The 26789-nt window shown below is 66.9% G+C and carries 24 protein-coding genes and 1 tRNA gene; 10 read left to right on the plus strand and 15 right to left on the minus strand.

Annotation, left to right across the window (positions count from 1 at the left end):
- The 5 genes from AUCHE_RS10660 to dcd all read right to left on the minus strand — a co-directional run.
- A partial coding sequence (locus tag AUCHE_RS10660; protein ID WP_006503311.1) for an ABC transporter substrate-binding protein occupies positions 1 to 801 on the minus strand: 801 nt, incomplete at its 3' end.
- A gap of 72 nt (positions 802 to 873) precedes the next feature.
- Positions 874 to 1656 carry an ABC transporter permease gene (locus AUCHE_RS10665; protein WP_006503312.1) on the minus strand — a complete coding sequence of 261 codons (783 nt, stop codon included), beginning with the start codon at positions 1654 to 1656 and terminating at the stop codon, positions 874 to 876.
- Positions 1653 to 2300, minus strand: coding sequence for an ABC transporter permease (locus AUCHE_RS10670; RefSeq protein ID WP_006503313.1), 648 nt, complete (start codon positions 2298 to 2300; stop codon positions 1653 to 1655). The genes AUCHE_RS10665 and AUCHE_RS10670 overlap by 4 nt, the downstream gene beginning before the upstream one ends.
- Positions 2297 to 3406 (minus strand): ABC transporter ATP-binding protein, encoded by a 1110-nt coding sequence (locus AUCHE_RS10675; protein WP_006503314.1) that lies wholly within the window; start codon positions 3404 to 3406, stop codon positions 2297 to 2299. Before AUCHE_RS10675 ends, AUCHE_RS10670 begins: the two co-directional genes overlap by 4 nt.
- A gap of 152 nt (positions 3407 to 3558) precedes the next feature.
- Positions 3559 to 4143, minus strand: a complete 585-nt coding sequence (gene dcd, locus AUCHE_RS10680; protein WP_006503315.1) for a dCTP deaminase — start codon at positions 4141 to 4143, stop codon at positions 3559 to 3561.
- 150 nt (positions 4144 to 4293) lie between these two features.
- On the opposite strand from dcd, the gene AUCHE_RS10685 reads away from it, so the two are divergent.
- Positions 4294 to 4367 (plus strand) — tRNA-Gly (locus AUCHE_RS10685).
- Positions 4368 to 4418: 51 nt separating this feature from the next.
- Positions 4419 to 4727, plus strand: coding sequence for a PadR family transcriptional regulator (locus tag AUCHE_RS16280; protein ID WP_074788555.1), 309 nt, complete (start codon positions 4419 to 4421; stop codon positions 4725 to 4727).
- Between the two features lie 208 nt (positions 4728 to 4935).
- Here the strand turns inward: AUCHE_RS16280 and AUCHE_RS15750 are convergent, their stop codons facing one another.
- Positions 4936 to 5445: a hypothetical protein gene (locus tag AUCHE_RS15750; protein WP_052024887.1), complete on the minus strand. Its 510-nt coding sequence runs from the start codon at positions 5443 to 5445 to the stop codon at positions 4936 to 4938.
- Between the two features lie 159 nt (positions 5446 to 5604).
- Positions 5605 to 6549, minus strand: a complete 945-nt coding sequence (locus AUCHE_RS10700) for a helix-turn-helix domain-containing protein (protein ID WP_143115239.1) — start codon at positions 6547 to 6549, stop codon at positions 5605 to 5607.
- 818 nt (positions 6550 to 7367) lie between these two features.
- On the opposite strand from AUCHE_RS10700, the gene AUCHE_RS10705 reads away from it, so the two are divergent.
- From AUCHE_RS10705 to AUCHE_RS10730, 6 genes are read left to right on the plus strand one after another with little or no spacing between them, the layout of a single operon-like run.
- A complete protein-coding gene (locus tag AUCHE_RS10705) occupies positions 7368 to 9833 on the plus strand; it encodes a DMSO/selenate family reductase complex A subunit (RefSeq protein ID WP_006503320.1) in 2466 nt (821 codons plus the stop codon).
- Between the two features lie 5 nt (positions 9834 to 9838).
- Complete coding sequence (locus AUCHE_RS10710) at positions 9839 to 10471, plus strand: DMSO/selenate family reductase complex B subunit (RefSeq protein ID WP_040322258.1); 633 nt, start codon at positions 9839 to 9841, stop codon at positions 10469 to 10471.
- A gap of 1 nt (position 10472) precedes the next feature.
- On the plus strand, positions 10473 to 11390 hold the full coding sequence (locus AUCHE_RS15755) for a dimethyl sulfoxide reductase anchor subunit family protein (RefSeq protein WP_006503322.1): 918 nt from the start codon (positions 10473 to 10475) through the stop codon (positions 11388 to 11390).
- Positions 11387 to 12094: a TorD/DmsD family molecular chaperone gene (locus AUCHE_RS17285; protein ID WP_006503323.1), complete on the plus strand. Its 708-nt coding sequence runs from the start codon at positions 11387 to 11389 to the stop codon at positions 12092 to 12094. The genes AUCHE_RS15755 and AUCHE_RS17285 overlap by 4 nt, the downstream gene beginning before the upstream one ends.
- Positions 12095 to 12103: 9 nt before the next feature.
- Entirely contained in the window at positions 12104 to 13168 is a 1065-nt protein-coding gene (locus tag AUCHE_RS10725) for a 4Fe-4S dicluster domain-containing protein (protein WP_006503324.1), read from the plus strand.
- On the plus strand, positions 13165 to 13491 hold the full coding sequence (locus AUCHE_RS10730) for a hypothetical protein (protein WP_006503325.1): 327 nt from the start codon (positions 13165 to 13167) through the stop codon (positions 13489 to 13491). Before AUCHE_RS10725 ends, AUCHE_RS10730 begins: the two co-directional genes overlap by 4 nt.
- A 7-nt stretch (positions 13492 to 13498) precedes the next feature.
- Here the strand turns inward: AUCHE_RS10730 and AUCHE_RS10735 are convergent, their stop codons facing one another.
- On the minus strand, positions 13499 to 15631 hold the full coding sequence (locus AUCHE_RS10735; protein ID WP_143115240.1) for a sensor histidine kinase: 2133 nt from the start codon (positions 15629 to 15631) through the stop codon (positions 13499 to 13501).
- The gene (locus AUCHE_RS10740; RefSeq protein WP_040322254.1) at positions 15628 to 17736 is read right to left on the minus strand and encodes a sensor histidine kinase; all 2109 of its coding nucleotides are present in this window, start codon (positions 17734 to 17736) and stop codon (positions 15628 to 15630) included. Before AUCHE_RS10740 ends, AUCHE_RS10735 begins: the two co-directional genes overlap by 4 nt.
- Before the next feature lie 216 nt (positions 17737 to 17952).
- On the opposite strand from AUCHE_RS10740, the gene AUCHE_RS10745 reads away from it, so the two are divergent.
- On the plus strand, positions 17953 to 18798 hold the full coding sequence (locus tag AUCHE_RS10745) for an SMP-30/gluconolactonase/LRE family protein (RefSeq protein ID WP_006503328.1): 846 nt from the start codon (positions 17953 to 17955) through the stop codon (positions 18796 to 18798).
- Positions 18799 to 18967: 169 nt separating this feature from the next.
- Here the strand turns inward: AUCHE_RS10745 and AUCHE_RS10750 are convergent, their stop codons facing one another.
- Together AUCHE_RS10750 and AUCHE_RS10755 are read right to left on the minus strand one after the other, a co-directional pair.
- Complete coding sequence (locus AUCHE_RS10750) at positions 18968 to 19201, minus strand: hypothetical protein (protein ID WP_006503329.1); 234 nt, start codon at positions 19199 to 19201, stop codon at positions 18968 to 18970.
- Between the two features lie 165 nt (positions 19202 to 19366).
- Positions 19367 to 20881, minus strand: coding sequence for a CYTH and CHAD domain-containing protein (locus AUCHE_RS10755; protein WP_006503330.1), 1515 nt, complete (start codon positions 20879 to 20881; stop codon positions 19367 to 19369).
- Between the two features lie 341 nt (positions 20882 to 21222).
- Here AUCHE_RS10755 and AUCHE_RS10760 point away from each other — a divergent pair, with 341 nt between their 5' ends.
- A complete protein-coding gene (locus tag AUCHE_RS10760; protein ID WP_006503331.1) occupies positions 21223 to 23100 on the plus strand; it encodes an acyl-CoA dehydrogenase in 1878 nt (625 codons plus the stop codon).
- A gap of 63 nt (positions 23101 to 23163) precedes the next feature.
- Here AUCHE_RS10760 and AUCHE_RS10765 read toward each other — a convergent pair whose 3' ends face one another.
- From AUCHE_RS10765 to AUCHE_RS10780, 4 genes are all read right to left on the minus strand, one after another.
- Entirely contained in the window at positions 23164 to 23379 is a 216-nt protein-coding gene (locus AUCHE_RS10765; protein ID WP_006503332.1) for a hypothetical protein, read from the minus strand.
- A 58-nt stretch (positions 23380 to 23437) separates the two neighbouring features.
- The gene (locus tag AUCHE_RS15765) at positions 23438 to 24691 is read right to left on the minus strand and encodes an alpha/beta hydrolase (protein ID WP_006503333.1); all 1254 of its coding nucleotides are present in this window, start codon (positions 24689 to 24691) and stop codon (positions 23438 to 23440) included.
- Positions 24692 to 24887: 196 nt separating this feature from the next.
- Entirely contained in the window at positions 24888 to 26168 is a 1281-nt protein-coding gene (locus AUCHE_RS10775; RefSeq protein WP_006503334.1) for an alpha/beta hydrolase, read from the minus strand.
- Positions 26169 to 26301: 133 nt separating this feature from the next.
- A partial coding sequence (locus tag AUCHE_RS10780; protein ID WP_006503335.1) for a S8 family serine peptidase occupies positions 26302 to 26789 on the minus strand: 488 nt, incomplete at its 5' end.

Here is a 26789-nt window from a genome sequence, read left to right on the forward strand (position 1 = left end):
ACGCACCTGGTCCGTCGCGGCGGATTTCGTCACCAGGGGCACGATGTGCTGGGTGCCGAACAGACGCTTGTCATCCTGCAGGACGACGAATCCGTGCTGGGTGATCGACGGATCGGTGGTGAAGATGTTCGCCGCCTGGATCTGCCCGTTCTTCAACGCCTGCACGGCGGCCTGCCCGGTCAACGGGGTGCGCACCTGTTTGAAGTTGATTCCGTAGACCTTCTCCAGCCCGGGCACCCCTTGGCTGCGCGACTTGAACTCGTCGGGCGCGCCGAGGACGAACTCCCCGGCCTTGGACGCCAGGTCGCTCATCGTCACCAGGCGGTGCGTCTCCGCGGTCTCCTTCGTGACGGTGATGGAGTCCTTGTCCTCCGCCGCCGATCTGGCCAGGACGGTCAGCTCCTTCGGGAGCAGCCCTTGCAGGGCCTCGTACACCTTGTCCGGGTCGTTCTCCGCGAAATCCTTCTTGTAGAAGAGCGCCAGAGCGCCGGTGTACTCGGGCATCACCTGGATCGAGCCGTCCTGCAGGCCTTTCAGGTAGGCCTCGCGTGAGCCGATCCGTGGCTTCGTGGCCGCGTCGACCCCTTTCGCCTTCAAGGCCCCGGTGTAGATCTCGGCGAGGAGGACGCTCTCGCTGAAATCAGCCGAGCCGACGAGCACCTGGCCGGCCGCCGGTGAGCCGCCGACCCCACCCGGTGTCGAGGTCGCCAGCGGGTCGTGGGCGCCTCCGCCGCAGGCGGCGAGCCCCAGCACGGCAACGGTGGCCGCCGCGACCAGTCCGGAAATGCGGGTGATCTTCATCGCGTTCTCGCTTCTGTCTGAGGGTCTGCGGAGACATACCCCGAAGGTCTCCCGGTCATGCCATCGGACGGTTCATGACCCTGTCGTTCCGGCAGTTCCTGTGGTGACGGCGGTGGAACGCGGCCCGGTCGGTCGTCCGTCGTCTTCCGGTCGATGGTCCGGGGCCTCCGCCCGGACGCGGTGCGGACGCAACCCCGGGGAGACGACCACCCTGGTCGTCAGGGCGAGGAGGACGTCCACCGTCAACGCCAGCAGCGCCACCAGGAAGGCGCCTCCGGCGACCATCGGGTAGTCACCGACCGCGAGACCTTCGGAGAGGAAAGCGCCCAAACCGCCCAAGGACACATAGGCGGCGATGGTGGCCGTGCCGATGACCTGCAAGGTGGCGCTGCGCACCCCGGAGAGGATCAGCGGCAGCGCACAGGGCAGCTCGACCCGCAGCAGCACCTGGAGACCGGTCATGCCCATCCCGCGGGCGGCGTCCCGAGCTGCGGGGTCGACCGCCTCCACCCCGGAGTAGGTTCCGGCCAGGAGGGGTGGGGCGGCCAGGAGCACCAGGACGATCAGGCTGGGCAGCAGGAAGGCCCAGGAACCTCGCAGGTAGGGGCCGAGGAAGAGCGCGGCGGCGAAAAGCAGCCCGAGACTGGGGATGGCCCGCACCGCGTTCGTCGAGGAGACCAGCCACCGGGCCCGCCCGGTGTGCCCGATCCACAACCCCAGGGGGACGGCGACCAGCGCGGCCACCAGCACGGATATCACCGAGTAGCCGAGATGTTCGAGCAGACGCCGGGTGATCCCTTCGGGTCCGCTCCACCTGGCCGGGTCGGTCAGCCACGCCCAGATCTGGGTGTTCATGCCTTTCCCCCTACCCGACGCCACGGGGTCAGCAGCGCGCTCGCCCCCAGGATGACCAGGTCGAAGAGCACGGCCAGGGCGATGCAGGCCAGGATGCCCACGACCAGTTCGTCACCGTGGAAACGTTGATAACCGGCGGTGAGCAGGTTGCCCAGCTGGGCGACTCCGATGAGGGAGGCCACCGAGACCATGCTCACATTGCTGACGGCGGCGACCCGCAGGCCTGCGGCCAGGACCGGAACCGACAGCGGAAGGTCGACCCGGAGGAAGCGGGCTAGCCCTCCGTAGCCCATCGCGGTGGCTGCGGCGGAGACGTGTTCGGGTACCGAGGCCAGCCCGTCGGCGACGCTGCGGACGAGCAGGGCCACGGTGTAGACCGTCATCGCGACGACCACGTTGATCGGGTCGAGGATCTTGGTGCCGAGCAGCATCGGGGCCAGGACGAAGAGCGCGAGGCTGGGGATCGTGTACAGCAGGCCGGTGCCGGCCAGGAGGAGGGATCGGGCCCAGTGCGGGCCGATGTGGGCGAGCCAGCCCAGGGGAAGCGCCAGGGCCAGCCCGAGGATCAGCGGGAGCCCGGCCAGGTAGGCGTGGTGGGCGGCCAGGGAGGCCACCAGGTCGAGGTGTTCGGCCAGCCAGGTCATGGGGATGCCTCCGCGTCGGGGTCGCCGCTGCGTGGCGAGTCCATGGCGGCGACCAGGTCGTCCACGCGGACGGTGCCGAGGAAGGCCCCGTCGTCGTCGACGACCACTCCGCGCCGGGCCGGGGAGGACAGGGCGGCGTCCAGGTAGGCGCGGAGGGGGCCGCCGTGGGTCGCGACCGTGCCGCCCAGTTCGAGGTCGTCGTGCCGTGCCGGTGCTTTTCCGTCGGCGGTGCGCGCCCAGCCCAGGGGACGGCGGGACTGGTCGAGGACCAGTGCCCATCCGGCCGCGCCGAGACCGGTCAGGTCGCCGTCGAGTTCTGCGGTGGGCTCGGGGCGCGGGGTGATCCGCCCGGGGGCGGGGACGAAGCCCAGCGCGCGATATCCGCGGTCGCGGCCGACGAAACTGGCCACGAAGTCGTCCGCCGGCGCGGCGAGCAGGGTGGCCGGGTCGGCGACCTGGGCGAGTCGGCCACCGACGCGCAGGACGGCGATCTGGTCGCCCAGGCGGATGGCCTCGTCGATGTCGTGGGTGACGAAGAGGATGGTCTTGTGGAGTTCTCGTTGCAGGTCGATCAGGTCGGCCTGCAGTTGGTCGCGCACGACCGGGTCGACGGCGCTGAAGGGTTCGTCCATCAGGAGGACGGGCGGATCGGCGGCGAGGGCGCGGGCGACTCCCACTCGTTGTTGTTGCCCGCCGGAGAGCTGCGCCGGGTAGCGGCCGGCCAGGCCCAGGTCGAGACCGACCCGGGCGAGGAGTTCGTGGGCCCGTGAGCGGGCTTCGGCCTTGGGGACGCCCAGCAGCAGGGGCACGGTCATCACATTGCGTTCGACGGTGTGGTGGGGGAACAGGCCGCCGTGCTGGATGACGTAGCCGATGCCGCGGCGCAGTCGGGTGGCGTCCATCGTCGTGGTGTCCTCGCCGTCGACGAGGATCCGCCCGGATGTGGGTTCGACCATGTGGTTGACCATCCGTAAGGAGGTCGTCTTGCCGCACCCGGACGGCCCGACCAGGACGGTGATCTTCCCGGCGGGGGCGGTCAGGGTGAGCCGGTCCACGGCAGGCGATCCGTCGCCGTACCGTTTGGTGACCTCCTCGAAACGAATCATGCGCTTCACGCTAACCGGGTGAACCGACAAGAGCCTGTCGGACACCTGAAGCTCTATCGAGTTTTATTGCCGAACAGCAATATTCCTAAGGTCACCCCGCAGTGGACATGTCATATGTCACAGTTCCACGCCGACCTCGCCCCCGCGGGGGATCACCGGGACGCGATGTCGACGCGGTGGAAGTTCTCGAAGGCTCGACTCGCCGTGGGCCCCCGCTGCCCCTGGTAATGACTGCCGGGCCGGCCCGAACCATAAGGGTGCTCCGCCGGGGAACTGAGCCGGAAGAAACACAACTGGCCGATCTTCATGCCCGGCCACAGCTTGATCGGCAGGGTCGCCACATTGGACAGTTCCAAGGTGACATGACCGGTGAAACCGGGATCGACGAAACCAGCCGTGGCGTGGGTCAGCAGCCCCAACCTGCCCAGGCTGGATTTGCCCTCGACCCGGGCGGCGATGTCATCGGGCAGGGTCACCTGCTCGTAGGTCGATCCGAGGACGAACTCCCCCGGGTGCAACACGAAGGGCTCCTCCGGGGCGACCTCGACGAGTCGGGTGAGTTCCGGCTGTTCCTCGGCCGGGTCGATGTAGGGGTACTTGTGGTTGTCGAACAGTCGGAAGAGCCGATCGAGCCGGACGTCGATGCTCGACGGTTGGATCATCTCCTCGTCGTACGGGTCGAGCTGCACTCGCCCGGCGTCGATCTGGGCGCGGATGTCACGGTCGGAGAGAAGCACGGCATCGACCCTATCGGCCGGTCGGGTTCGATCCGACGCACCGGCTGAGTTAGACTGGCCGCCAGCTTCACCGAACACCTGCCGGAAGTCATGACGTTCGACGCACACAGACATCGAACACCATGAAGAATTCGCAGGTCAGAGGCTTTCGCGAGTGTAGTTCAATGGTAGAACATCAGCTTCCCAAGCTGAATACGCGGGTTCGATTCCCGTCACTCGCTCCAGAACGATCACATCGGGCCCGGTTCCACTCCACGGAACCGGGCCCGATCTCGTTGAAGGACACCAGCAAGTGTCGCAAGTCGTTGATTCGTTCGCTGCTTCGGGGAGAAACCTCCCCCTTATCGCATTCGACGTGCCGCAGAAATGATGCTCAACACTCCGGCACGCTGTACCCGCTGCTCAGCCGCCTAGAAACCAACGGCCTGGTCGAGACCGAGTGGCGCGAGGGCGACGGTGGCCTCAGCAGCAAGTACTTCCTGCTCAGCGACGACGGCCACGCCGAGTACGCGTCACAGGCCGCCCAATGGCACGCCTTCTGCGCCCACACCGTCGACTTCATCACACTGACCCCGGAGGCCTGACATGAGCGCCAACCATCTCACCGACAAGCAGTGGCTCGATGAGATGACCATCGAGTTGCGGCTACGCAATGTACGCGGCGAAGCCAGCCAACAACTGGTCACCGTAACGCTAGACGTTGAACCAGAACTCTCCTGCATTTCGGCACAGAGGCCCAGTATCCGCGAGGTGGACTCGAACTCACCTGCTAGGACACATCATCGGTTCGCGCTACATGCTTATCCCCGCACTGCAGTCGCCCGAAGCAGAGCCGACATTGGGACGCTGCTTCAACAACTCTGGAACGCGGCTTAGACCCGAGAGCCAATCGGACATGGCAGGGTCTATCCACTCGATGACCAGCAACATCCTGTCGTGACGGTCATCTAGGGGGAAGTGATGGATGGGCTCATGGTGCGCGATCCGGTTCCGGAGGGTATGCAAAACATCGACATGGCAGTAGACGTCACCGCGACGCTGGGGCTTCATGCCGGGAAAAGCGTGGCGCAGATGAGGAGCCCAAAGGGTGTTCTGGTAGCGCTTGGCAAGCAAGAAACGCCAGAAGCCTAGCGACAACTCCGCGACGACACGGCCCTCGTTCGTCGGCAGTTGACGACGGGAAAGAATCTGGCGAGCGTCCTTGATCTGCTCGATTCGGCGGTGATCAAACGTCTTCGTCAGGTCACCTCTTATCCCTTCCTGCGCGGCACCGGACCGCCTAAGCCGATGCGGAGAGGCCATCCGCCTTCACGTGAAACCCAGGCACAACAGTGAGTCAGATCATGCTGGGCGACCGCCCGGGAGCTGCTGCCGTGAGGTCATGCGGTCAATGAACCCTCTCAACGACAGCAGGATTGGGCGCGGTCGCAGCCTCCCCAGGCCGTGGCCGCGCCCACGGCATCAGAGAGAGCCGAAAACTCCCAGAAACTGAAACAGCAGTCTGATGATGTAGTAGGGCACTTTAATGATGTGGAAGAGTACTTGGAATAAAAAGACGACCATGCTCACGAAACCGAATATCTGGAACACCTTGGTAAGGGTCGTCTCATCAGGCCTGCCTACCAACACTTCCCTCTGATGCGGAAACAAGAGGATGAACTCATCCAGGACACTCTGTTCGAAATGCACTCCGGTGAGCTCGCAGCCCTCTAATCCTGGCTCGGTTGATACGAAGATGACCTTGTGGCAGAGACGTTCCAAACGCGGCATCAGGAAGCTGAACCAACGCGGCCTTGGAGCACCCCGAAGGATCTCGCTTATGGTGGATCGCTGATATTCGCGCCACGACCAAAAAGTCCTCACCACCACGTGGTCCTGGGTGACGATCACGCCACGACGCCCCCGGACGAATGCGGCCCACCCGATTCCGACGACGAATCCGCCGAATGCTCCTATCGGACTGAGTCGCGACGACAGGAGCATCCCAGATGCAACGAACCCGCCGATCACCAATATCCCCCAAACCCAGGCATTCAGAACATACCGGAGCGGAACCGTAGATCGGTACGCCGCCAGTGCCGTCATTACCGCTGGGTGCGAAAATGTTCGAGGATCACAACGCCCGCCTGGAGTGCAATCCTGAACGCTTAGAGAATTCACCATGCTCCCAAATCGCATATTCTTCTTGACGAAAATAGCCAGCGACGAACTTCCCGCCATCACCTTCACAGTTGCAGCCAAGGTCATGATACTTGACTCCCTGATTCTCTGAACCGAGAACAAAGCTATTTCGAGCACCCCTTTTGAGTCGCTGAAATCAGCGATAACCGACTCTTCGGACATTTGGTGGGGCCAGTGGGCGAGCTCGACCAGATGCCCGAAGATCCACCTCACCAGGGAAGTCACTCCCTGGTGATTGCCGCCCTGGGCGGCTCGAACGTTCAGCCCTGTCCTTTTTCTTGGGCTCGTTTATGTCGGGAGAAGCGACCGCCTCCGCTTTGGCCATGCGTTTCGTAGCGGCCGATGGAATCGATGATCAAGCACATATTGCCAAGGTCATGGGATTCGTCTTTTGGGCAGCCGCGGTCGGGTCACTAGTAGGTCCGAACTTAGCTGGCATCATTGGAAATCACGGGAGCCGCGGCACTTATAGCTACCTGGTCGTCGGCGGGACATATCTAGCCTGCGGCATTATTGCTCTAGGCCTCAGCGGCGAACCACCTGCCGGCGGAGCTCGGCAGGGGAGCGTGCACGACTTCAAAGCGGGTCACTGCGCGTGCTCGGGCACGGGGTGCAAGGACTCCGCCCAGAAAGTTCGCGGAATCATGGAGCTGCCCGGCCAGCACGTCGCCGACGTTCCCGAACTGGCCGGAATCGAGAACCTCCGCATGGTCGCCCGACTCCACGGACTCTTGCCGAAGAACGCGTGCTCGGCTTCGGATCGAAGATATCGGCGCCGTCGTCGGTGAAGGCCGTCGTGAAGAGAAAGGGATCCTCATCGGCGAAGGCGGCCGACCTTCCGAGCACGTAGCCCACGCGCATGCGCTCGAGCAGCCGCTTGACCGACGTCCACCAGACGAGGCCAACCCCACAGTTCAGCCCAGGTGCGGTCTTCTTGACGTGGAGTAGGCGTTGACGCGCCGATGCCGGGACCGAGGTCCTGGCCGCGATCTCGCGACGACCCACATCATGGATGGTCATCCCCGCCTGTCGAAGGAACCACGATGTCCACCGTCAAGGACACCATCCGACACCCGTTCTCCCGACGCAGTTTCCTGAAATGGACCGGAGTAGCAGGCGCCGCGACCTGCGTCGCCGGCAGCACCTCCTGCGGACTGCAACCCACCGACACCGCGAGCTCCGCCTCGAAATCCGAGGGAGAACGCATCGTCTGGAGCGCCTGCACCGTCAACTGCGGCAGCCGCTGCCCCCTACGCCTCGTGGTCCGCGACGGCCGCATCGTCCGCGTCGACCCGGACGACACCGGCGACGACGAACTCGGCACCCAACAGATCCGCGCCTGCGTGCGTGGCCGATCCATCCGCCAACGGATCTACAGCCCCGACCGGCTCAAGAAACCGATGAAACGCATCGGCCGCCGCGGCGAAGGCAAATGGGCCGAGATCAGCTGGGACGAGGCCTACACGCTGATCGCCGACAAGATGAAGAAACTCATCGCCGAACACGGCAACGAGTCGATCTACATCAACTACGGCACCGGAGTCATCGGCGCCACCGTCGCCCGCAGCTGGCCGCCGAATGCCACCCCCGTCGCCCGACTGATGAACTGCGTCGGCGGATCCCTCGACCAGTACAACGACTACTCCTGCGGGAACATCGAAGCCGCCGTCGACTTCCACTACGGCAAATGGCAGGGCAGCAACAGCAACGACGACACCGTCAACTCCCGCCTGGTGCTGATGTTCGGCAACAACCCGCACGAAACCCGGATGAGCGGCGGCGGAGAAGTCTTCGTCACCCAGAAGGCCAAAGAACTCGCCGGGCACCGCGTCATCGTCTTCGACCCCCGGCAGAGCGACACCGCGATGAACCTCGCCGACGAATGGGTGCCCCTGCGACCCGGAACCGACGCCGCCCTCGTCGCCGGATTCGCCCACGTCATGATCACCGAGAAACTCCTCGACCGGGCCTTCCTCGACACCTACTGCTCAGGCTTCGACGAAGCCCACCTCCCCCCGCAGGCCCCGCCCGGTTCCTCCTACGAGTCCTACGTGATGGGCCAAGGCCCCGACAAGACGGCGAAGACCCCCCAGTGGGCGGCCCGCATCACCGGCGTCCCGGCGACGACCATCACCCGCCTCGCCCGCGAGATCGCCACCACCAAACCCTGCGCGATCACCCAAGGATGGGGCATTCAGCGACACTCCAACGGGGAGAACCAGTCCCGGGCACCCATGCTGCTCGCCGCCATGATCGGCCAGATCGGGATCTCCGGCGGCGGCACCGGCGAACGAGAGTCCTCCGCCTCCTTGAAGATGGCCGCGCTCCCCCCGCTGGACAACCCCGTCAAACCGGTACTCCCCTTCTACCGGTGGACCGACGCCGTCGCCCGGGGCAAAGGCATGGACTACCGCGAAGGCATCCGCGTCAACGGCAGCACCAACAGCAACGCCAATGTCAAACACGACGTGAAACTGAACAGCAACATCAAGTTCATCTGGCTCTACGGATCCAACGCCCTGGTGAACCAGCACAGCGACATCAACCAGACGATCCAGCTGCTCTCCGACGAATCGGCCTGCGAGATGATCGTCTGCATCGACAACCAGATGACCGTCTCCGCGCGGTACTCCGACATCCTCCTCCCCGATGTCACCACCGCCGAACAGACCGACCTCATCGCCCAGGGCAGCGCCGGGAACCTCGGCTACACGATCTTCGCCGACAGAGCCGTCGAACCGCTGTACGACTGCCGCCCCGTCTACGAGATGATGACCGGCATCGCCGAGAAGATGGGCGTCAAAGACACCTACACCGAGAAGAGAACCCAGGAGGAATGGGTCCGCTGGCTCGTCGAGAACAGCCGCGCCGACGTCCCCGACCTGCCCTCCTACGACGAGTTCAAGAAGGCCGGGATCTTCAAGAAGAAACTGCCCTCGGTCGTCGCCATGAAGGACTTCCGGGACGACCCCAAGGCCAACCCCCTGGAGACCCCCTCCGGGAAGATCGAGATCTGGTCCAGCAATCTCCACACGATGAGCCAGGACTGGCCCACCGACGCCAGGAAACCCATCACCCCGCTGCCCGAGTACACCGCCACCCGTGAGATGCCGGGCGACCCCCTCGAGCAGAAATACCCCCTGCAGTGCATCGGACACCACTACAAACAACGCACCCACTCCAGCTACGGCAACAGCCCGTGGCTGAAGGAAGCCCACCCGCAACAGGTGTGGATCAACCCGATGGACGCCCAGAAACGACAGATCGCCAACGGTGACCTCATGGCCGTCTACAACGACCGCGGCCGACTCCACCTGCCCGCCTTCGTCACCCCCCGTATCTGCCCCGGAGTGATCTCCGTCCCCCAGGGCGCCTGGTACGCCCCGGAGAAACCCGGCGGCACCGACCTCGGCGGATCGGTCAACGTCCTCACCAGCCAAGAGCCGACCGCCTACGCGAAGGCCAACGGTCAGCACTCCACCCTCGTCCAGGTCGAGAAAGTCCGGTGACGACGATGCCCCGCACGTTCACGCAACTCGCCTTCCACTTCGACCAGCGCAAATGCACCGGGTGCAAGGCCTGTCAGATCGCCTGCAAGGACAAACACGACCTGCCCACCGGGGTGACCTGGCGACGCGTCCCCGAATTCTGCGGCGGGAGCTGGCAGGTCGACGAGACCAACAACACCTTCACCCCGCAGGTGTTCACCTACTACACCTCACTGTCCTGCAATCACTGCACCAACCCGGTCTGCGTGCAGGTCTGCCCTTCCACCGCCATGCGTAAAGGGGACAACGGCGTCGTCTCCGTCGACCCCGCCGTCTGCATCGGATGCCGGTACTGCGAGATGGCCTGCCCCTACCACGCACCACAGTTCGACGCCGACAAGGGCGTCATGACCAAATGCGACTTCTGCGCCGACCGGATCGCCGCAGGCCAGGCCCCCGCCTGCGTGGCCGCCTGCCCCAGCCGCGCCCTCGACTACGGCGAAGCCGACGAGCTACGCCGCAAGTACGGCGGCACCGCCGACATCGCGCCGCTGCCCAGCCCGGACATCACCCGCCCCAACCTGCTCATCACCCCGCACGGCGAAGCCCGGCCCAGCGGTTCGAGAACCGGTTCCCTCGCCAACCCCTCGGAGGCCTGACATGACCCACGAGCTGCCACTCGTGGCCTTCACCCTCATCGCGCAGATGTCCGTCGGATCCTTCGTGGTCCTCGGGCTGATCCACCTGGTCAACGCCCGGGTCGACCCGCACGTGATGGACCGCGTCACCGACCCCGCCCTGTACGCCATCGGCCCGCTGCTCGCCCTCGGCATGGGCGCCTCGACCCTGCACCTGGGATCACCCCTGCGCGGGATCAACGCCCTGCGCCATCTCGGCACCAGCTGGTTGTCCAACGAGATCGCCGCCGGGATCGTCTTCCTCGTCCTCGGTGCGGCCTTCGCCGCCGCGCAATGGTTCAAGGTCGGTTCGCCCCGGACCCGGCAGGTGCTCGCCGGTGCCACCGCCGGCGTCGGGCTCTTCCTCGTCTACTGCATCAACCGGGTGTACAGCCTGCCCACCGTCCCCGCCTGGGACACCCCCTACACCCTGATCGACTTCTTCACCACCACGCTCCTGCTCGGCGCGCTGGCCGTCGGCACCGCGATGGTGGTCACCGCCCGGGTACGGGCCCGCCGGGGTGAGGAGGACCACGCCCAGGACGACGAACTGGTCCTCACCTGTCTGCGCGGCATCGCCATGGCCGCGATGGCGATCCTCGCGGTGAAATTCGTCGCCCAACCGGTGTACCTCGCCTACCTGGGCACCCACCCGGATCCGGCGGCCGCGGCATCGTTGAAGATCCGCGGGGAGACCTACGGGGCCTTCGCCGTCCTGCAGTACACGGCGATCGTCGCCGGGGTGGCCGTCCTCGGATACTTCCTGGCCCGACTCTCCCGGGGGCCGATCGCGCAGAAGATGCTCACCGGAGTGGTCGTCAGTGCGTTCTCCCTGGTCTTCCTCGGCGAGATCGTCGGCCGGATGCTCTTCTACGCCTCGATGGTCAGGACCGGGCTGTGACCGGCGCGGATGTCGCCGTGGACGGCGCGGTCCTCGACCTGCTCGACGCCCACGGCGGGGCCTGTGCCTTCCTCTCGGCGGTCTTCCTGAACGAACCCGACGCGGCCTTGGCCCACAGGCTCGGGGAGTCGGACCTGGTCGGTTCGTGGCCGCTGCCCGACACCACCGGTCCCGACGGGCTCGACGGACGCGCCCATCTCGCCGGGTGGGCGCGGGCCGTCTTCCCCGAGGCGTCCTGGGCCGCCGAGGACGCCCCCGAGGAGTCGGTGATCGGTGAGACGGTGGCCGAGTGGATGCGGCTCTTCCGCGGTCCGGGCCGGTTGGAGGCCTGCCCCTACGAGTCGGTCCACCGTGAGGAGGAAGCGCTGACCTTCGGGGAACACACCGTCTCGGTGCGTCGCTGGTACGCCGCTCACGGGGTCGAGGCGCCCCGGTTGAACGTCGAACCGGACGATCACATCGGCCTGGAGCTGGCGTTCGTCTCCCATCTGTGTCTGGGCGCCTTGGATGCCGCCGAGGCCGGTGACCTGGCCGGTCTGTCCGGGAAGATCGAGGCTCTGTCGTCCTTCCTGGACGAGCATCTGCTCGCCTGGGCGGACGAGGTCGCCGAGGCGATGCTCGCCCACGCCGGGACCGGCCTGTACCTGGGGGCCGGCCTGCTGTTGCGGGGCACCTGTCGGTCGCTGCGGGCGGCTTTCTGCTGAGGGGGGTCCGTGGACGATCGGCCCGGCTGGGACACCCGCCCGCTGCGACGGCATCTTCGCTCGATCCGATGTGCAGCGGTCATTCTGACCTGCGACGACTCCTGTCTTCGGGTGGCAGCGGACGATCCGGACGTCGTCGGACCGCCGACGGATGACCGGGCGGGGGACGAGGGAACCGGACGCGGTGCCCCGTCCCGGCCCGGCGACCCGGCCGCTGGGCCGGGGTTGTCCGCGCTGCCGGACCGGACCGTCCTGGTGAAGGCGCCCGGTTGCCTGGCCGACGTCGAGCCCGCTGCGATCCTGGAATGTGCCGCGATGGGCTCGCCGACACTCCTCAGCACCTGCGGGCGCGGGAGCGGCCCGGCGCAGGACGCGGCCCGGACGGCACAGGCTGCCGGTGCCGAGACCTTCTGGGTGCCTGGTGAACTCGTCGCCGAATGGTCGGGTCCTGTGATCCGCGGACACGCCGTTCCGGTGCCTCGTCGGGTCCTATTGGGGCGGGCCGAGGAGCTGGAGGAGCTCCCGGGCCATCCGCAGGAACGTCTCACCGCCGCGGTGCGGGCGCTGTGCGAGGGCCGCCCGACCGCCGCGCTGTCCGGCAGCCCCGGTGACGCGCTCCGGTTGCAGGCCCCCGGATGTCATGGCGACGGTCTGTGCGTCCGGGCGTGCCCGCAGGACGCTCTGACCCGTCAGGTCGACGGCGAGGGTGTCCGACGGTTCGCGCTGCTTCTCGATCCGGCGCGGTGCGACGGCTGCGGGAAATGTCTGCAGGTCTGCCCGCACCAGGCGTTGCGTCCGCTCGGCAGGCTGTCGTGGGCCGAGGTCCTCCGCGGGCCGGTCGTGCTGCGGTCGGGGCTGATCGGTGACTGCGAACGTTGCGGTGCCCCGGTGCGGGGCAGTCAGCCGTTGTGTCATGTCTGCGCCGAGCGTGCCGAGCATCCTTTCGGGATGCGGCTGCCTCCGGGTTTCGTCCTCGACAGCGGGACCGGTGTGCTGCGCAGGGTCGAGGAGGGTTCGCCGGTGGGGCAGGAGCCCGCTGCGGTCGGGCCAGGCGCGTACCATCCGTCCGTATGACGAAGAGCGACGACGCCCGTACCGCCCTGAACCAGGCGCAGTGCCTCCTCGAGGAGGTCACGTGCGACATCGACCGGTTCGACGAGACCTTGAGTTGGCTGGCCATGGCGATCGACCGGGTCCACCGTCTCGACGAGTACCATCGCGGGCCGGGTCAGGCCGATCTGGAGGCCGTGCTCGCCGCCGATCCGGCAGCGGTGACGCCCGCCGTCGCCGGGGAGGACGCCGTCTGGGAATGTGTCACCGAGTTCGACGAGCGGATGCTGCGGCTGCTCCGTGTGGTGACCGCTCGGGTGACCGCGGCCGTGGACGACCCGGCCTGAGAGCCGTTCAGCTCACCAATGCCAGCCCCTGGGGGAGGGTGAACTCGAAGGTCGCGCCGCCCCATTCGTTCCGGTAGGCGCGGATCCGGCCGTGGTGTCGGGTCACGATGGAGTGGCACATCGCCAGGCCCAAGCCGGTGCCCTGCTGGTCGGCTGCGCCCTTCGCGGTCCGCCCGAACCGCGCGAAGATCACCGACGCATCCTCCTCGTCGACGCCGATCCCCTTGTCCTCTACGAGGATTCGCACCCAGCCGGGGGAACCTGACGGGCAGGAACGCACCCGGACCCAGGCCGGCTCCCCCGGCCGGGCATATTTCACCGCGTTCCCCACCAGGTTGCCCATCAACCGCCGCACCAACGTCGGATCGGCATGCACCACCGCATCCGTGTCCACCTCGATCCGCACCCCCTCCCGATGGTGGTACGACAAGGCGATCTCCCGGGTCAGCTCCGACAACGACAGGTCGCTGATCCGCAACACCCCCTGCCGGGCGACCGTGTACGCCAGACAGTCGTCGATGATGTTCCCCATCTGCTGCCCGGCCGACAACGCCCGGGCCAACGCCCGCCGACCCGACCCGATGTCGTCGTCCGCCTCGATGTCCGCCGTGTCCATCCACAAGGCCACCGCCGCCAACGGCCCCTTCAGATCGTGAGCGACCGTCCCCGCGAAAGCCGCCAACTCCCGCTCCCGGGTCTGCTCCGCGGTGACATCCCGCAACAGGATCAACCGCAGCTCCTCCCGCCGATGCTCCAACAGCCGATGTGTCACCGCCACCGTCTGACCGGAACCACCGTCACCGTCCTGGCCGGTGACCGTCCCCACCCGGGACGAACCCGTCGTCGACACCACCAGATGAGTGGACTCCCCCGGCCCGGTGTCCAACCAGGTACGCAACTCACCCGCACCGACCGGACGGCCCGCCCCGTCCCGGACCGCGAAAGCCGCCAGCCAACGTTCCTCCGCAGGCAGATCGGTGTCCGAGCTGGTCGGCGGGGCACCCAACAGGGCGCGCGCCGACGGGTTCGACAACATCACGTCACCTTCACGGTCGATGAGCAGCACGCCGTCGTCCATCGAGGAGAGCACCGCGTCGAGGAGGATGTTCTGCGCATTCTCTTCCTTCGCGGCCTCGGCGAGCCGTTCGGCCAGCCGGGCGTGGGACTCCCGGTAGCCGACGAGGAAACAGCCCAGGACGGCCACGGCCACGTAGAGCAGCTGGGTGGCTGCCGTGGGCATGATCTCCGAGGTGGGTGCATTGTCGTCGACCATGAAGAGTTTGAGGCTGTGGGAGAACAGGGGGAGGAGGAGCAGTGCGACCGCGGCCCGGCGTGCGGTCAGGGTCAACCCGATGAGCAGTGCCGGGACGAAGAGCAACCATTTGATCGGGTGTTCGAACTCGATGGTGAGCAGGGTCAGGCAGGCCAGGGAGAGCACGACGGTGACCGGCAGGAACATCGGATAGTAGGTGGCGGCGGCGATCCGTAACGGATGGACCCCGGCGAAGGCGAGGAGGCCGCCGTAGAGCAGGGTCAACTGCACCAGGGTCGCCCACCAGACGGCCAGCTCGGTGTCGTGCGGGCCGCCCAGGCCGATGCCGGGCAGCGCGCCGATGTACACGGCCGCCCAGGAGGTCAGCGTCGTCAGCACGGTGAAGAGCACGACGTCCCGCGGACTCAGGGGGAACCACTCCTCGCCGTGACGCCACCGTTGGTAGCCGGCCAGGAGCAGCGAGTAGAGCAGCAGCGCACTCGTCGACGTCCACAGCAGCGGACCCAACGGCAGGTGGAAGGCCAGTCCGCCGGCGACGACGGTGGCCCCCAGGAAGAGGTAGGTCCCCCACAGGAGCCGTCGGTCGTACGCCGGTGTGCGCGTGCTGTCCGGGGTTCCGGGCCGGTTGTCCCGGCCGGGGCTGCGGCGGCGTCCCGGCCACACCAGGGAGAGCAGGGCCAGTTGGGCCGGCGGCAACGTCCAGGACAGGGAGACCCGTTCGGCCCTGTCGTAGACGGCGAAACTCCACACCAGGCTGAACAGGTAGACGACGACCACGCACAGGTAGGCCTGTCGGAAGGACAGGCCGAAGGCGCGACGGCCGGGCGGCCCCGGGTCGCTCTGCGGCAGCTGCGGCCAGGACATCATGACGGCGTCACCGACATCCTCAGTTGGGACACCGGCGCGGCGGGCAGGGTGAAGACCATCGTCGTCCCGCCCCATTCGTTGTCCTCGGCGACGATCCGGCCGCCGTGGCGGGTCACGATCGCCCGGCACAGGGCCAGGCCCAGGCCCGTCCCGGAGAGGCCGGTCCCGTCGGACAGCAGTTCTCTCCCGGCACGGTTCAACCCGATCCCCTGGTCGGCGACGCTGATCTCGACCATGTCCGGCCCGGAGGGTCTGCTCTCCACGCGGATGATCGGGTCGTGCCCGTCCCGGACGAATTTCACGCTGTTGCTGACCAGGTTGGACAGCAGCTGCCGGGTCAGTGCGGCGTCGGCGTGGACGGGGTGGGGGGCGTCGATGTCGAAGTGCGCCCGGTGGGTGTCCGAGGTGTAGATCGACGCGATCTCCTGCGTCATCTCCGCGATCGACACGCCGGTGAGCACCAGCTCCCCCGAGTGGCTGACCGTGTAGGCGAGGTAGTCGTCGATCAGGGCCCGCATCTGGGCTACTGCGGCGTGGGCACGTTCCAGGGCTTGTCTCCCGGCGTCGGCATCGGCGTCGGCCAGGTCGGCGTCGGCGGTCTGCATCCACCCGGTCAGGGCTCCCAGCGGTCCTTTCAGGTCGCGGGCGACCGTCCCGGCGAAGGATTCCAGTTCGCGTTGGTGTTCGTCACGTGCGGTGACATCGCGGAAGAGCCACAGGGTGAACGGGGCTCCCCGCATGACCAGGTCCTGGGTGGACACGGCCAGACGACGGACGGCGCCCTGTTCGTCGGTGATCGTCAGCGGGGTGCGGCGCATCGTGCCGGGAACCGGGCGGAGCAGGCGCGCGTAGTCACGGACGTCGAGTTCCCGGTCGCGGTCGGCGGCCTGCAATCTGACGCGTCGCGCCCATTCCAGGGTGATCCTCCTGGGGGGTTCCTGTCCGAGGAGTTGGGTCAGCGCGGCATTGCTGCGCACGACGACGCCGTGTTCGCCGGTGATCAGCAGACCGTCGGACATCGATTCGAGGATGGCGTCGCTCACTTCCCGTTGGGAACGTTCCGCGTCGGAGTGCCGGGCCGTGGCCAGGGACAGCGCGGACTCGCCGATGCGGAAGACGACGATGAGCATGGAGACATTGCTGGCGAAGCCGAGCAGCAGGTCCAGCGAGGCCTCCGGGCGGACGACACCGAACAGTGGAGCCGATCCCACCGGCGGGTAGGGCAGCAAGGCCACCAGGGTGGCCACGGCGAGTGTCACCCCGATCACGTACATCGGGGTCATCAATGCCCCGGCCACCGCCAAGGGGACGAGATACTGCCAGCTCAACGGCTGTTGCGGCCACAGATACGGGGAGGCGAGCGCGAAGGCCGTCCCGGCGACGAAGAAGGGCCACCAGCGGAGCGGCAGCGGTGTCAGCAGGGAGGGGCGTCCTCGGAAGTACAGCGGTAGGACGCAGTTGGCGGCGACGGCGAGGAAGGCGAATCCGCGGGAGTACGCCCAGATGTCGGCCTCGGAGATGAACGCCGGCGTGCTGTCCTCGTGGGGGAAGCCTCCCAGGACGAGGGTCACTGCCGGGGCCAGGCTGACCGAGATCATCAGCCACAGGGATTCGCCGACGTCGCGGGGGAACCACGATTCGCCGAGTCCGCGGAAACGGTAGAGCCCGGCGGCGACGAGTGCCCCGGCGGCATTGGCCAGGACGATGCGCGCCAGTTCGAGCGGTCCGAGGGGTGGCGCCCATCCCAGGGCGAAGCAGGTCCATGCGCCGAGGAGGAATCCGATCGAGATCTGGAGGTACCGGGTCCACAGCGTCCGGCTGCGGAGCCCGGCGGCGTCCCAGGCGCAGGCGGCTTCGACGAAGAAGATGCCTTGGAGGATCCACCACGACGACAGTCCGGTGCTTTCCCGGACCAGGCCGAGCCCGCCCGCCCCGGCGAGCAGTGAGGCGACGATCCGCGCCGTGGTGGCGACGCCGGGCCGTACGGTGTTCCTGGCGACGGGCATCACCGCCCGGGGTGAGATGTCGTCGAGGGTTGTGCGGCGGCGGACGCCGCGGACCGGGATGTCTTCTCGTAGGCGTGCGCTCTTGGCGCGCTGGACCACGCGTTCCACCTCCCCCTGTGTTCGCCCCTCACATCGGCTGCCCGGCGGGTGCGCTGAGCGGTCGGCGGGATCGGGCTGGTCCGGGGTCGGCGGGGGAGGTCGCGGTGCGGCGGGGCTCGGTCGTGGATCTCGCGTCGGCCCGGCGCAGCCTTTACCTTGGTCTACGTCTGTCCCGGCCGCCACCGCTGCCGGCCCTGTCCCCTCCGGGAGGTTGCCGTGCGTGCAGAACGCATCACCGATGTCATCGCCTATCACATGGAAGGCCCCTGTTGGTGGCCTGCTTGGGGCGGGTTGCGCTGCGTCGACATGTTGGACGGCGAGGTCGTCTCGATCGACATGTCGGGTCGGTCCAGCCGGCAGAAGGTCGACCGGGTCGCCGCGTGTGTCCGTCCGCGGGAACGTGGCGGCATGATCGTCGCGGTGGAGCGTGGCTTCGCGCTCGTCGACCCCGATGGCACGCTGACCCGGCTGCCCAGTGTCTGGGAGGATCCGGCGTTGCGGATGAACGAGGGTGCCTGCGCCCCCGACGGCAGCATGTATGCCGGTCAGATGGCGTACGACAAGACGAAGGGTGCCGCTGCGATGTTCCGGATCACTCCGGAACGCAAGGTGACCCGGGTGTTCGACGGGTTGACGATCAGTAATGGTCTCGACTGGTCCCCGGACGGTTCGCTGGCCTATTACGTCGACACGGACACCTCCCGGGTCGATGTCTTCGACTGGTCCGCCGAGGGCGGGTTGACCGGTCGTCGTCCTTTCGTCGAGATCCCGGACGGTGGACGCCCCGACGGCCTCGTGGTCGATGCGGAGGGCGGGGTGTGGGTGGCGGTCGCGAACGGCGGCCGGGTCGAGCACTACACGGTGTCGGGTGAGCTGGCCGAGGTGGTCGAGGTCGGCGCGCGCAAGGTGACGGCGTGCACTTTCGGTGGTGAGGGTCTGGACCGGTTGTTCATCACGACGTCGCGGGAGGGGGTTCCGGAGGGTGAGGATCCGCAGGCGGGGTCGTTGTTCGTGGTGGAGCCGGGTGTGGTGGGGAAGTTGCCGGGGGTGTTCGCGGGGTGAGCGGTGGATGAGGACGGGGCCCGGGGGTGTGTTCCGGGCCCCGTCCTTTTCGTCCCTCGACTGCCACCTGTCGTGGGGACGGGTTTCCGCTGCGACCGGTGCCCCTGTGCGCCGGGAGCGGGTTCGTGGCGTCGGCTCCCCCTCCGTGGGCCGACGTCACGTCTGGGGGTCAGAGGGAGAGGATTTCGGCTTCGAGCCGGGCGAGTCCGGCGAGTCGGGCTGCTAGTTGTGCGGTTTCGATGAGGAGTTCGTCGACCGGTCGGGGGTCGTCGGGTGTGCTCCGGGGGGTGTCGGGGCTGTCGGTCCTCGCGGTGGGGCCGGGTGGTGCGGCTTCTCCGGCGGCGGGTACCAGGGTCAGGACGGCGTGTTCGGGCCGTCCTGGCCGGTGTACGGCGATCGACATGTGTTCCCCTCCCCGGGTTGGTGCGTGGACTTTCGGTAGCAGTTGTTTCGGCTGGTGGGAGGGTTGGCTGAGGAAAATCGGTCGTCCGTACCGGTTCGTGCTGGCACACAGGCGGTCCGGGGGTGTCCGGGTGTTTTCGCTGGGGTGGGGGTGGGGTGTGGCCGGTCAGGGTGTGGGCGGGGTGGTGGGGTCGGTGAGGGCGTCGGCGAGGAGCTGTCGGTAGTCGGTGTGGAGGGTGCGGGCGGCTGCGGATTCGCGTTCGAGGAGGGCGCCGTAGGTGAGGGTGTCTTCGCCGGCTGCGCGGGCTGCTCGGTGGGCTCGGTGGATGATCTCGGTGGCGAGTACTCCGTCCTGGTGGTTGCCGAGTGCTTCTTGGAGGGTGGTCCAGGGGGTGAGGGTGTCTTTGTCGGAGCCGAGTGCTTCGGCGGCGTATCGGGCTGCTTTGGCTCGTTTGCGGACGGTGTGCAGGTGGTGGTCGCGGCGTTCGGTGGTGGTGGCGCGGGCGGCTCGTTCTGCGGCGGCGGTGACTTTGTGGGTGGTGTGGCCGGCGAGGGCGGTGAGTTCGTCGGCGGTGGGTGTGGGCTGGGTGTGGGGGGTGTCCGGGGGTGTCGGTGGGGTGCGGACGGCGTCGGTGAGTTTCTCGAGGAGTCGTGCGTAGCGGGTCGTGTCGAGTCCGGTGACGAGGGCGTGGTGGGTGTCGCGGTGGCGGGTGTGCACGGTGTTCAGGAGGCGGCGGCGGGCGGGGGCGGTGACGAGTCGGGGGTCGGTGTCGTCGAGGGCTGCGGTGAGGCGGTGGGCGAGGACTTCGCAGTCGCGGGGTCCGCCGAGGAGTTTGGCCAGCCAGGTGAGTTCGTTGATCAGGGTCTGGGTGTCGGTGTGCTGGTAGAGGGGGTGGAAGGTGGTCAGGGTGCTGCGTGCCCGGCGGGTGGCGACTCTGGTGCGGTGGATGGCGTGGGGGTCGTCGGCGCGGACGGCTTCTTCGAGGTGTTGGATGACGCCGAGTTGGTCGGCGAGGTAGCGGCTGATCCGGTCGACCGGTCGGGTGGGGTTTCCTGTGGGGCGGGTGGTGCGGCGGGCGAGTGGTTCGGCGAGGGCGCGGCCGAGTTTGCTGGGCATGTCGGCGAGGGTGAGTCCGCTGTTCAGGAGGGCTTCGGTGATCAGGTCGAAGTCCTGGGGGGTGCCGGCGGGGCCGAGTTCGAGTTCGATCTCTCGCCAGTGGCTGGTGCCGTGGTCGATGAGGAGGGTGTTCTCGACGGTGTCGTCGACGATCTCGGCGATGAGTTCGCCTTGGTTGTCGAGGAGTTCTCGTCGGGTGCGGCGGGTGGTGAGGATGGTGACCGGGATGAGGGGGGCGCCTTCGGTCAGGTGGGCGGTGTGGTTGACGAGTGTGGTGGGGATGCGGGCCGGGCCGTGGCCGAGGGGTTCGTGGATTTCTCGGCGGGTGTCGCCGGCGGGGGGCAGTTTGAGATGCCATCCGGCGTCGAGTCCGCCGGTGCGGCGGCGCAGGGTGTGGCGGGCGCGGAGCAGGGTGAGGTCGGGGGTGTCGAGGTAGGTGGCGGTCTGGGTGAAGCGGCGGGGGCGGGTGGTGCGGTGGACGGTGCCGGTTCCGGTGAGGCGGGGGAGGGTCCAGCCGTCGGGTACGTCGAAGGTGCGTTCGGTCTCGTCCTGTGCGGTCGCCATGGGGTGATTCTTCCCGAGGTCCGCCGGTGACGCACACCCCAGGCAATTTATTATTTCGTTATCTATTGTTCATCTGAAAGAAAACCACTATCGCGGGCTTCATCTGTCGAATACGGCCGTCCAGAAATATGTCGGTGAGGTCCATCACAGGAATGCATCCCGGGGTTGCCAGGCACCTCCGCCTGCGGCGATAGTCGCTGTTACCGACGAGTAAGCGCCGCGTGGTACGCCGATTCCCGGGACGTCGACCGGCGATATCCAGGCGACCCTCCAGCCACCGGCCGGCCGTGAGACACCACCTGGCGCAGACCGCCGCCGCGACGACAAGGGGTACACCGAAGATGGGCCATTACAAGAGCAACCTGCGCGACCTCGAATTCAATCTCTTCGAAGTTCTCAACCGCCAAGAAATCCTCGGCACCGGCCCTTACGAAGATGTCGACGCCGATACCGCCCGCGAGATCCTCCAGGAGGTCGTCCGCCTGTCCGAGAACGAACTCGCCGACAGCTTCTACGACTCCGACCGCAATCCCCCGATCTTCGACCCGCACTCCGGCACGGTCACCATGCCGGAGTCCTTCAAGAAGTCCTACAAGGCCTATGCCGACGCAGGATGGGGAATGCTCTCCGTCCCCGGCGAGCTCGGCGGGACAGTCGCCCCGCCCTCGTTGAACTGGGCGGTCTCCGAACTCGTCCTCGGCGCCAACCCGGCCGTCTACATGTACTCCGCCGGTTACGGTTTCGCCCGGGTGCTCCACGAACTCGGCAACGACGAGCAGCGCAGGATCGCCCAGCACATGGTGGAACGCCAGTGGGGGGCGACCATGGTGCTCACCGAACCCGACGCCGGGTCCGACTTCGGCGCGGGACGCACCAAAGCCGTGCAACAGCCCGACGGCACCTGGCACATCGAAGGTGTCAAACGATTCATCACCTCGGCCGAGCACGACCTGATGGAGAACATCGTCCATCTCGTCCTCGCCCGCCCCGAAGGCGCGGCTCCCGGCACCAAAGGTCTCTCCCTTTTCGTGGTCCCCAAATTCCATATCGACCCTGAGACCGGGGAGCCCGGGAAACGTAATGGCGCCTATGTCACCAATGTCGAACACAAAATGGGATTGAAGGTCTCCACCACCTGTGAACTCCGTTTCGGGGAGAAAGAACCTGCCGTGGGAACTCTCGTGGGCGATGTCCACGACGGCACCGCGCAGATGTTCCGGGTCATCGAATACGCCCGCATGATGGTCGGCACCAAAGCGATCGCCACCTTGTCCACCGGCTATCTCAATGCTTTGGAATACGCCCGCCAGCGCGTCCAGGGTGCCGATCTCACCCAGATGGCCGACAAGTCCGCGCCGCGGGTGACCATCATCAAGCACCCCGACGTGCGCCGCTCCCTCATGTTGCAGAAGTCCTATGCGGAGGGACTGCGGGCCCTCGTGCTCTATGCCGCGACCCAGCAGGACGTCGTCGACCAGTACCGGCTGGCCCACGACGGCCAGGACCCGGAGAAGGGGTCACCCGAGCATCTGGTGGCCCGGATCAACGACCTGCTGCTGCCTTTGGTGAAGGGTTGCGGCTCGGAACGGGCGTGGGTGCTGCTGGGCACGGAGTCCTTGCAGACCTTCGGCGGTTCGGGCTTCCTGCAGGACTATCCGGTCGAGCAGTACGTACGGGACGCGAAGATCGACACCCTCTACGAGGGCACCACGGCGATCCAGGGGCAGGACTTCTTCTTCCGCAAGATCGTCCGCGACCAGGGGCAGGCGCTCCAGGCGCTGGCCGCCGAGATGGCCAAGACCGTCGCCTCACCGGAGGGCCCGGACGAGCTCGCCCGCGAACGTCAACTGCTCGGCAAGGGAATCGAAGACCTGCAGGCGATCATCGCCTGGATGATCGGGGCCGCCATGGCGTCCGATCCACGTACTGCCGGCGACCAGGCGGAGGTCGCCAATCTCTACAAGATCGGGCAGAACACGACCCGGCTGCTGTTGGCCTCAGGTGACGTGATCATCGCCTGGCTGCTGTTGAAGCAGGCAGAGGTCGCGGCGGCGAAACTCACCGGGGGCGCCACCGGCGAGGACGTCGACTTCTACACCGGGAAGGTCGCGGCGGCCCGTTTCTTCGCCCGGACGGTGCTGCCGCGGATCACCGCCGAACGGGCCGTGGCCGAGAGCACCGACAACGACCTCATGGAAGTTCCGGAGGGCGCTTTCTGATCGTCTGTGGACGGTCAGAAGGGACCGGCTCCGGCCCGGCCGTCGAGGTCGGACCGGAGCCGGTCATTCGTCCACCCGCGGGCCGCTGCCCGTCTCGTAAGGGTGTTCCACGTGGGGCACCCCGATCGCGTACTGTGCGACGGCCACCGTCATCGCCGCGACACCGATGCACATGAGGACGGTGCCGGGCACGTCATAAGCACCGATCATGCCTTCGTACCGGCCGATGACGAACCGCAGGAAGGCTCCGGCGGTCAGCAGCAACAGTCCCAAGCCCATGCGGTGAGCGTAGCCGCCCGGGTGTCTGGTGCCGGGGTGGACGGCGCGGTGGTGACGGTCAGTCGCGGAAGAGGTCGCTGGTGCGGATCTTCACGCCGGCCGGCAGCGGCGGGAGGAACTGTTCGTCGATCTTCTGGAAGCTGACCGATCGGGCGGAGACGTCCTGGGGCAGTTTGTCGACCTTGCGGGTGCTGACCTTGGCGGCCGAGCTGATCGCTTTCATCTGGACGGGGGACTTCTCGGCGATCCCGAAGGAGTAGTCGGTGGAACCGGTCAGGGCTTTTGTCAGGAAGTCTCCGATGACCTGGGCGTTCTGGCCTCGCATGGTGCTCTTCGGGAGGAGTTTGTTGTCGGAGCAGTTGGGGGTCTTCACCACTCTGACCATGCCGATCTTGTGCGAGTCGAGTCCGCCGACCAGGCCGGCGTGTGTGGTGTGTCCGGCGGTGCCGAAGACGATCGGCGCATTCGGTGCGTGTTTGGCGGCGTCGGCGGCATATTCGGCGACCTGGGCGATGGGTGCCTGTTCGTCGCATTCGCTTCCCAGGTACATGATCGGGGTGGCGGCTTTGGTGATCCGCAGTGAGGGCAACACGGCCGGTTGCAGTGCGACGGCGGCTTTCAGCCCGGGGAGGCTGCCTTGGTTCCACTGTTCGGCGGTCCAGGTGGCGCCGCTGCTGTGTCCGACCAGGGCTGTCCGGGAGAGGTCGAGTCGTCCTTTGAGCGAGGAGGGCAGTTTGATGCCGTGGTCTTTGCCTGCGTCGAGGTCGCGGAGCAGGCGCAGGTGTTCTTCGACCAGGTGGCGTTGGGCCTTCTCCCGGCTGATGGAGCCGGTCCATCGGGCGTCTTTCGTGGCGACGTCGATCGCGACGGTGGCGATGCCCCGGTCTGCGAGGTGTTTGGCGAGATAAGCGAATCCGGCTTCGTGTCGGACGTAGTCCTGCCCGGAGGAGAAGTTGTTGCGTTCGGAGGGTTTCTTCGTGCCGCAGGCTTCCGGCCAGGCCACCGTGCTGGCGTCTTCGGCGATCTGTTTGCCGTGGCCGTACCAGACGCAGTTGGCGTAGGAGCCGTGGACGATGACGGCGACGGGGTGTCTTCCCGGGGTCTTGGGGACGGTGAGCACGGCGTCGAACCGGCTCAGTGCGGCGTTGTCCTTGGCGGTGAGTCCTGCCTTGATCATGCCCGGTTTGAAGGAGTAGGCCACCATCTGCGACTCACCTTCCTTCAGTGGTTCGGGTGCGGCCGTGGCCGGAACGGTGATGAGCCCTGTGCCGAGCACGGCCGCTGCGACAGCTGCACATAACCGGATCTGCATGAAGAAGCACTTCCCTTACGGTCGTCGGAGGCGTCCTCGCCTCCGGGGCACGTTCACAAGGCAGATGCCTTGCGTAAGTGCTTTACGCACAAGGGAATCCAAGAGTTCCTCACGATATGTCATATATCCCGTTAACCCGTGTCGTCGGATCGGTTACCTCCGGGTCCCCGGCTCCGACTGCGAGAGCCGCTGCCGATCAGCGGGACATGTCCGGTCGGCCTTCCCGCCCGCCCCGGTTGCTCGGGTTGATCTTCGTCCCGGCAGGCAACGCCGGGATGAACTGCTCGGGGATGTCCTGGAAGGTCACCGACCGGGGCGCGACCGCGCCGGGAAGTTTCGCCGTCTTCGTCACGGTCGCCTTCGCAGCAGAGTTCAACGCTCTGCTCTCCACCAGCGAGGGATCGGCCGTCGACAGGGCGAACGAGGTCTTTCCGTCGAAGGCCTGGCGCAGGAAGTCTCCGGCCAGCAGGGCTGCGCTGGAGCGCATCGTCTCCTTGGGCAGCAGCTTCGCGTCGGCGCACTCCGGGGTGTTCACCGGCGTCACCAGTCCGACCCGGTGCGAGCCCATGCCGCCGACCAGCCCGGCGTGTGTGCTCCGCTTCACGGTGGTGAGCACGGCGGGAGCCTTCGGCGCCGATTTCGCGGCATGTGCGGCGTCCTTCTGGACTCCCTGCAGGCTGGACTGTTCGTCGCAGGTCCCGGCGACGAACATGATCGGGGCGGTCGCCGATGAGGTCGCCGCCTGATGGTGGTTCATCGCCGGCTGCAGGGCGACCACGGCCTTCAGCTCAGGGAAGGTCCCTTTCTCCCACTGCTGGGTGGCCCACCCGGCTCCGTTGCTGTGTCCGACCAGCGCCAGTTTGGACAGGTCGAGCCGCCCCTTCAGCGCGCCGGCGCCGTTGATGCCGTGTTCCTTGCCCTGGTCGAGGTCACGCAGCAGGCGCAGGTGTTCCTTGACGAGCATCGTCTGGACGGCGGTCGGGTCGGCTTCTCCGGTCCAGTCCCTGTCTTTCGCCGCGACGTCGATCGCCACTGTGGCGATGCCTTGCTCGGCGAGATGTTTCGCGAGATAGGCGAAGCCGGCCGGGTGCCGGATGTAGTCCTTCCCGACCGACATGTCTCCGCCCTGGAAGACCTGCTGTTGGGTGCCGCAGGCTTCCGGCCAGGGCATCGTGTTCGCTTCGTTGGTCACCAAGGCGCCTTTGCCGGCCCAGACACAGTTGGCATAGGAGCCGTGGACGATGACGGCCACCGGGTGTCGCCCGGGTGTCGGGGGCACTGCCAGGACGCCGTCGAAACGGGAGAAGGCTATTCCTTCGGGATAACCCGTTCCTCCTTTCAGGACGCCGGGTTTGAAGGAGTATCCGATCAGGGACGGGTCGGTTCCTGGCGCTGGGGGAGCCGCCGAGGCGGGGGCAGCGACGAGTCCGGCTCCGAGGACGGCGGTGGCGACGGCCGTGAACAGCCGATTCTTCATGGAGACTCCTTGAGGTCGGCGAGAAGGAGAACGGGCTGTGGTCGGCTCAGGAGAGCCTTCCCCTCTCTCAGGTCCTACGCTCAGGAAAATCCGTGAGTTCCCTAGGGAAACTAGAGCATTCGCCTGTTCAGGATTATCGGCGACGCCGCCACCAGAACACCCCACCAAGCACACCAACCACAGCCACCACAGCTACGCCAGCCATCTTCAACTGCTCACGCCTCTTCAAAGACTCCGCCCTGGCCTTCCTTTCAGCCTGCCCCGCCGCTAACTCTTCCTGAAGGTTGTACGTCGGCTTATACGACCGATCCCACTCCCCCATCGACGCCGTATTCGACGGACGACCAAGATCAGAATCCCCCTCCCGCATCTTCCCCAACGGATTCTCCTTATCCCCCACCGGAATATCCGCCGTCACCGCTGCATAAGCATCCACCACACCCCACCCACACTGCTCATCCGGCACCGCCCCACCGCCATTGCGCTTCGCCGTCGCCAACACCCGCCGAATCACCTGACCCGCACTCAACTCCGGATACTTCGACCGCACCGCAGCCACCACCCCCGACACCACCGCCGTCGCCCCCGACGTCGCACCACCCCGCTGCACATACCCACCAC

This window comes from Austwickia chelonae NBRC 105200 (assembly GCF_000298175.1).
Lineage (GTDB): Bacteria > Actinomycetota > Actinomycetes > Actinomycetales > Dermatophilaceae > Austwickia > Austwickia chelonae.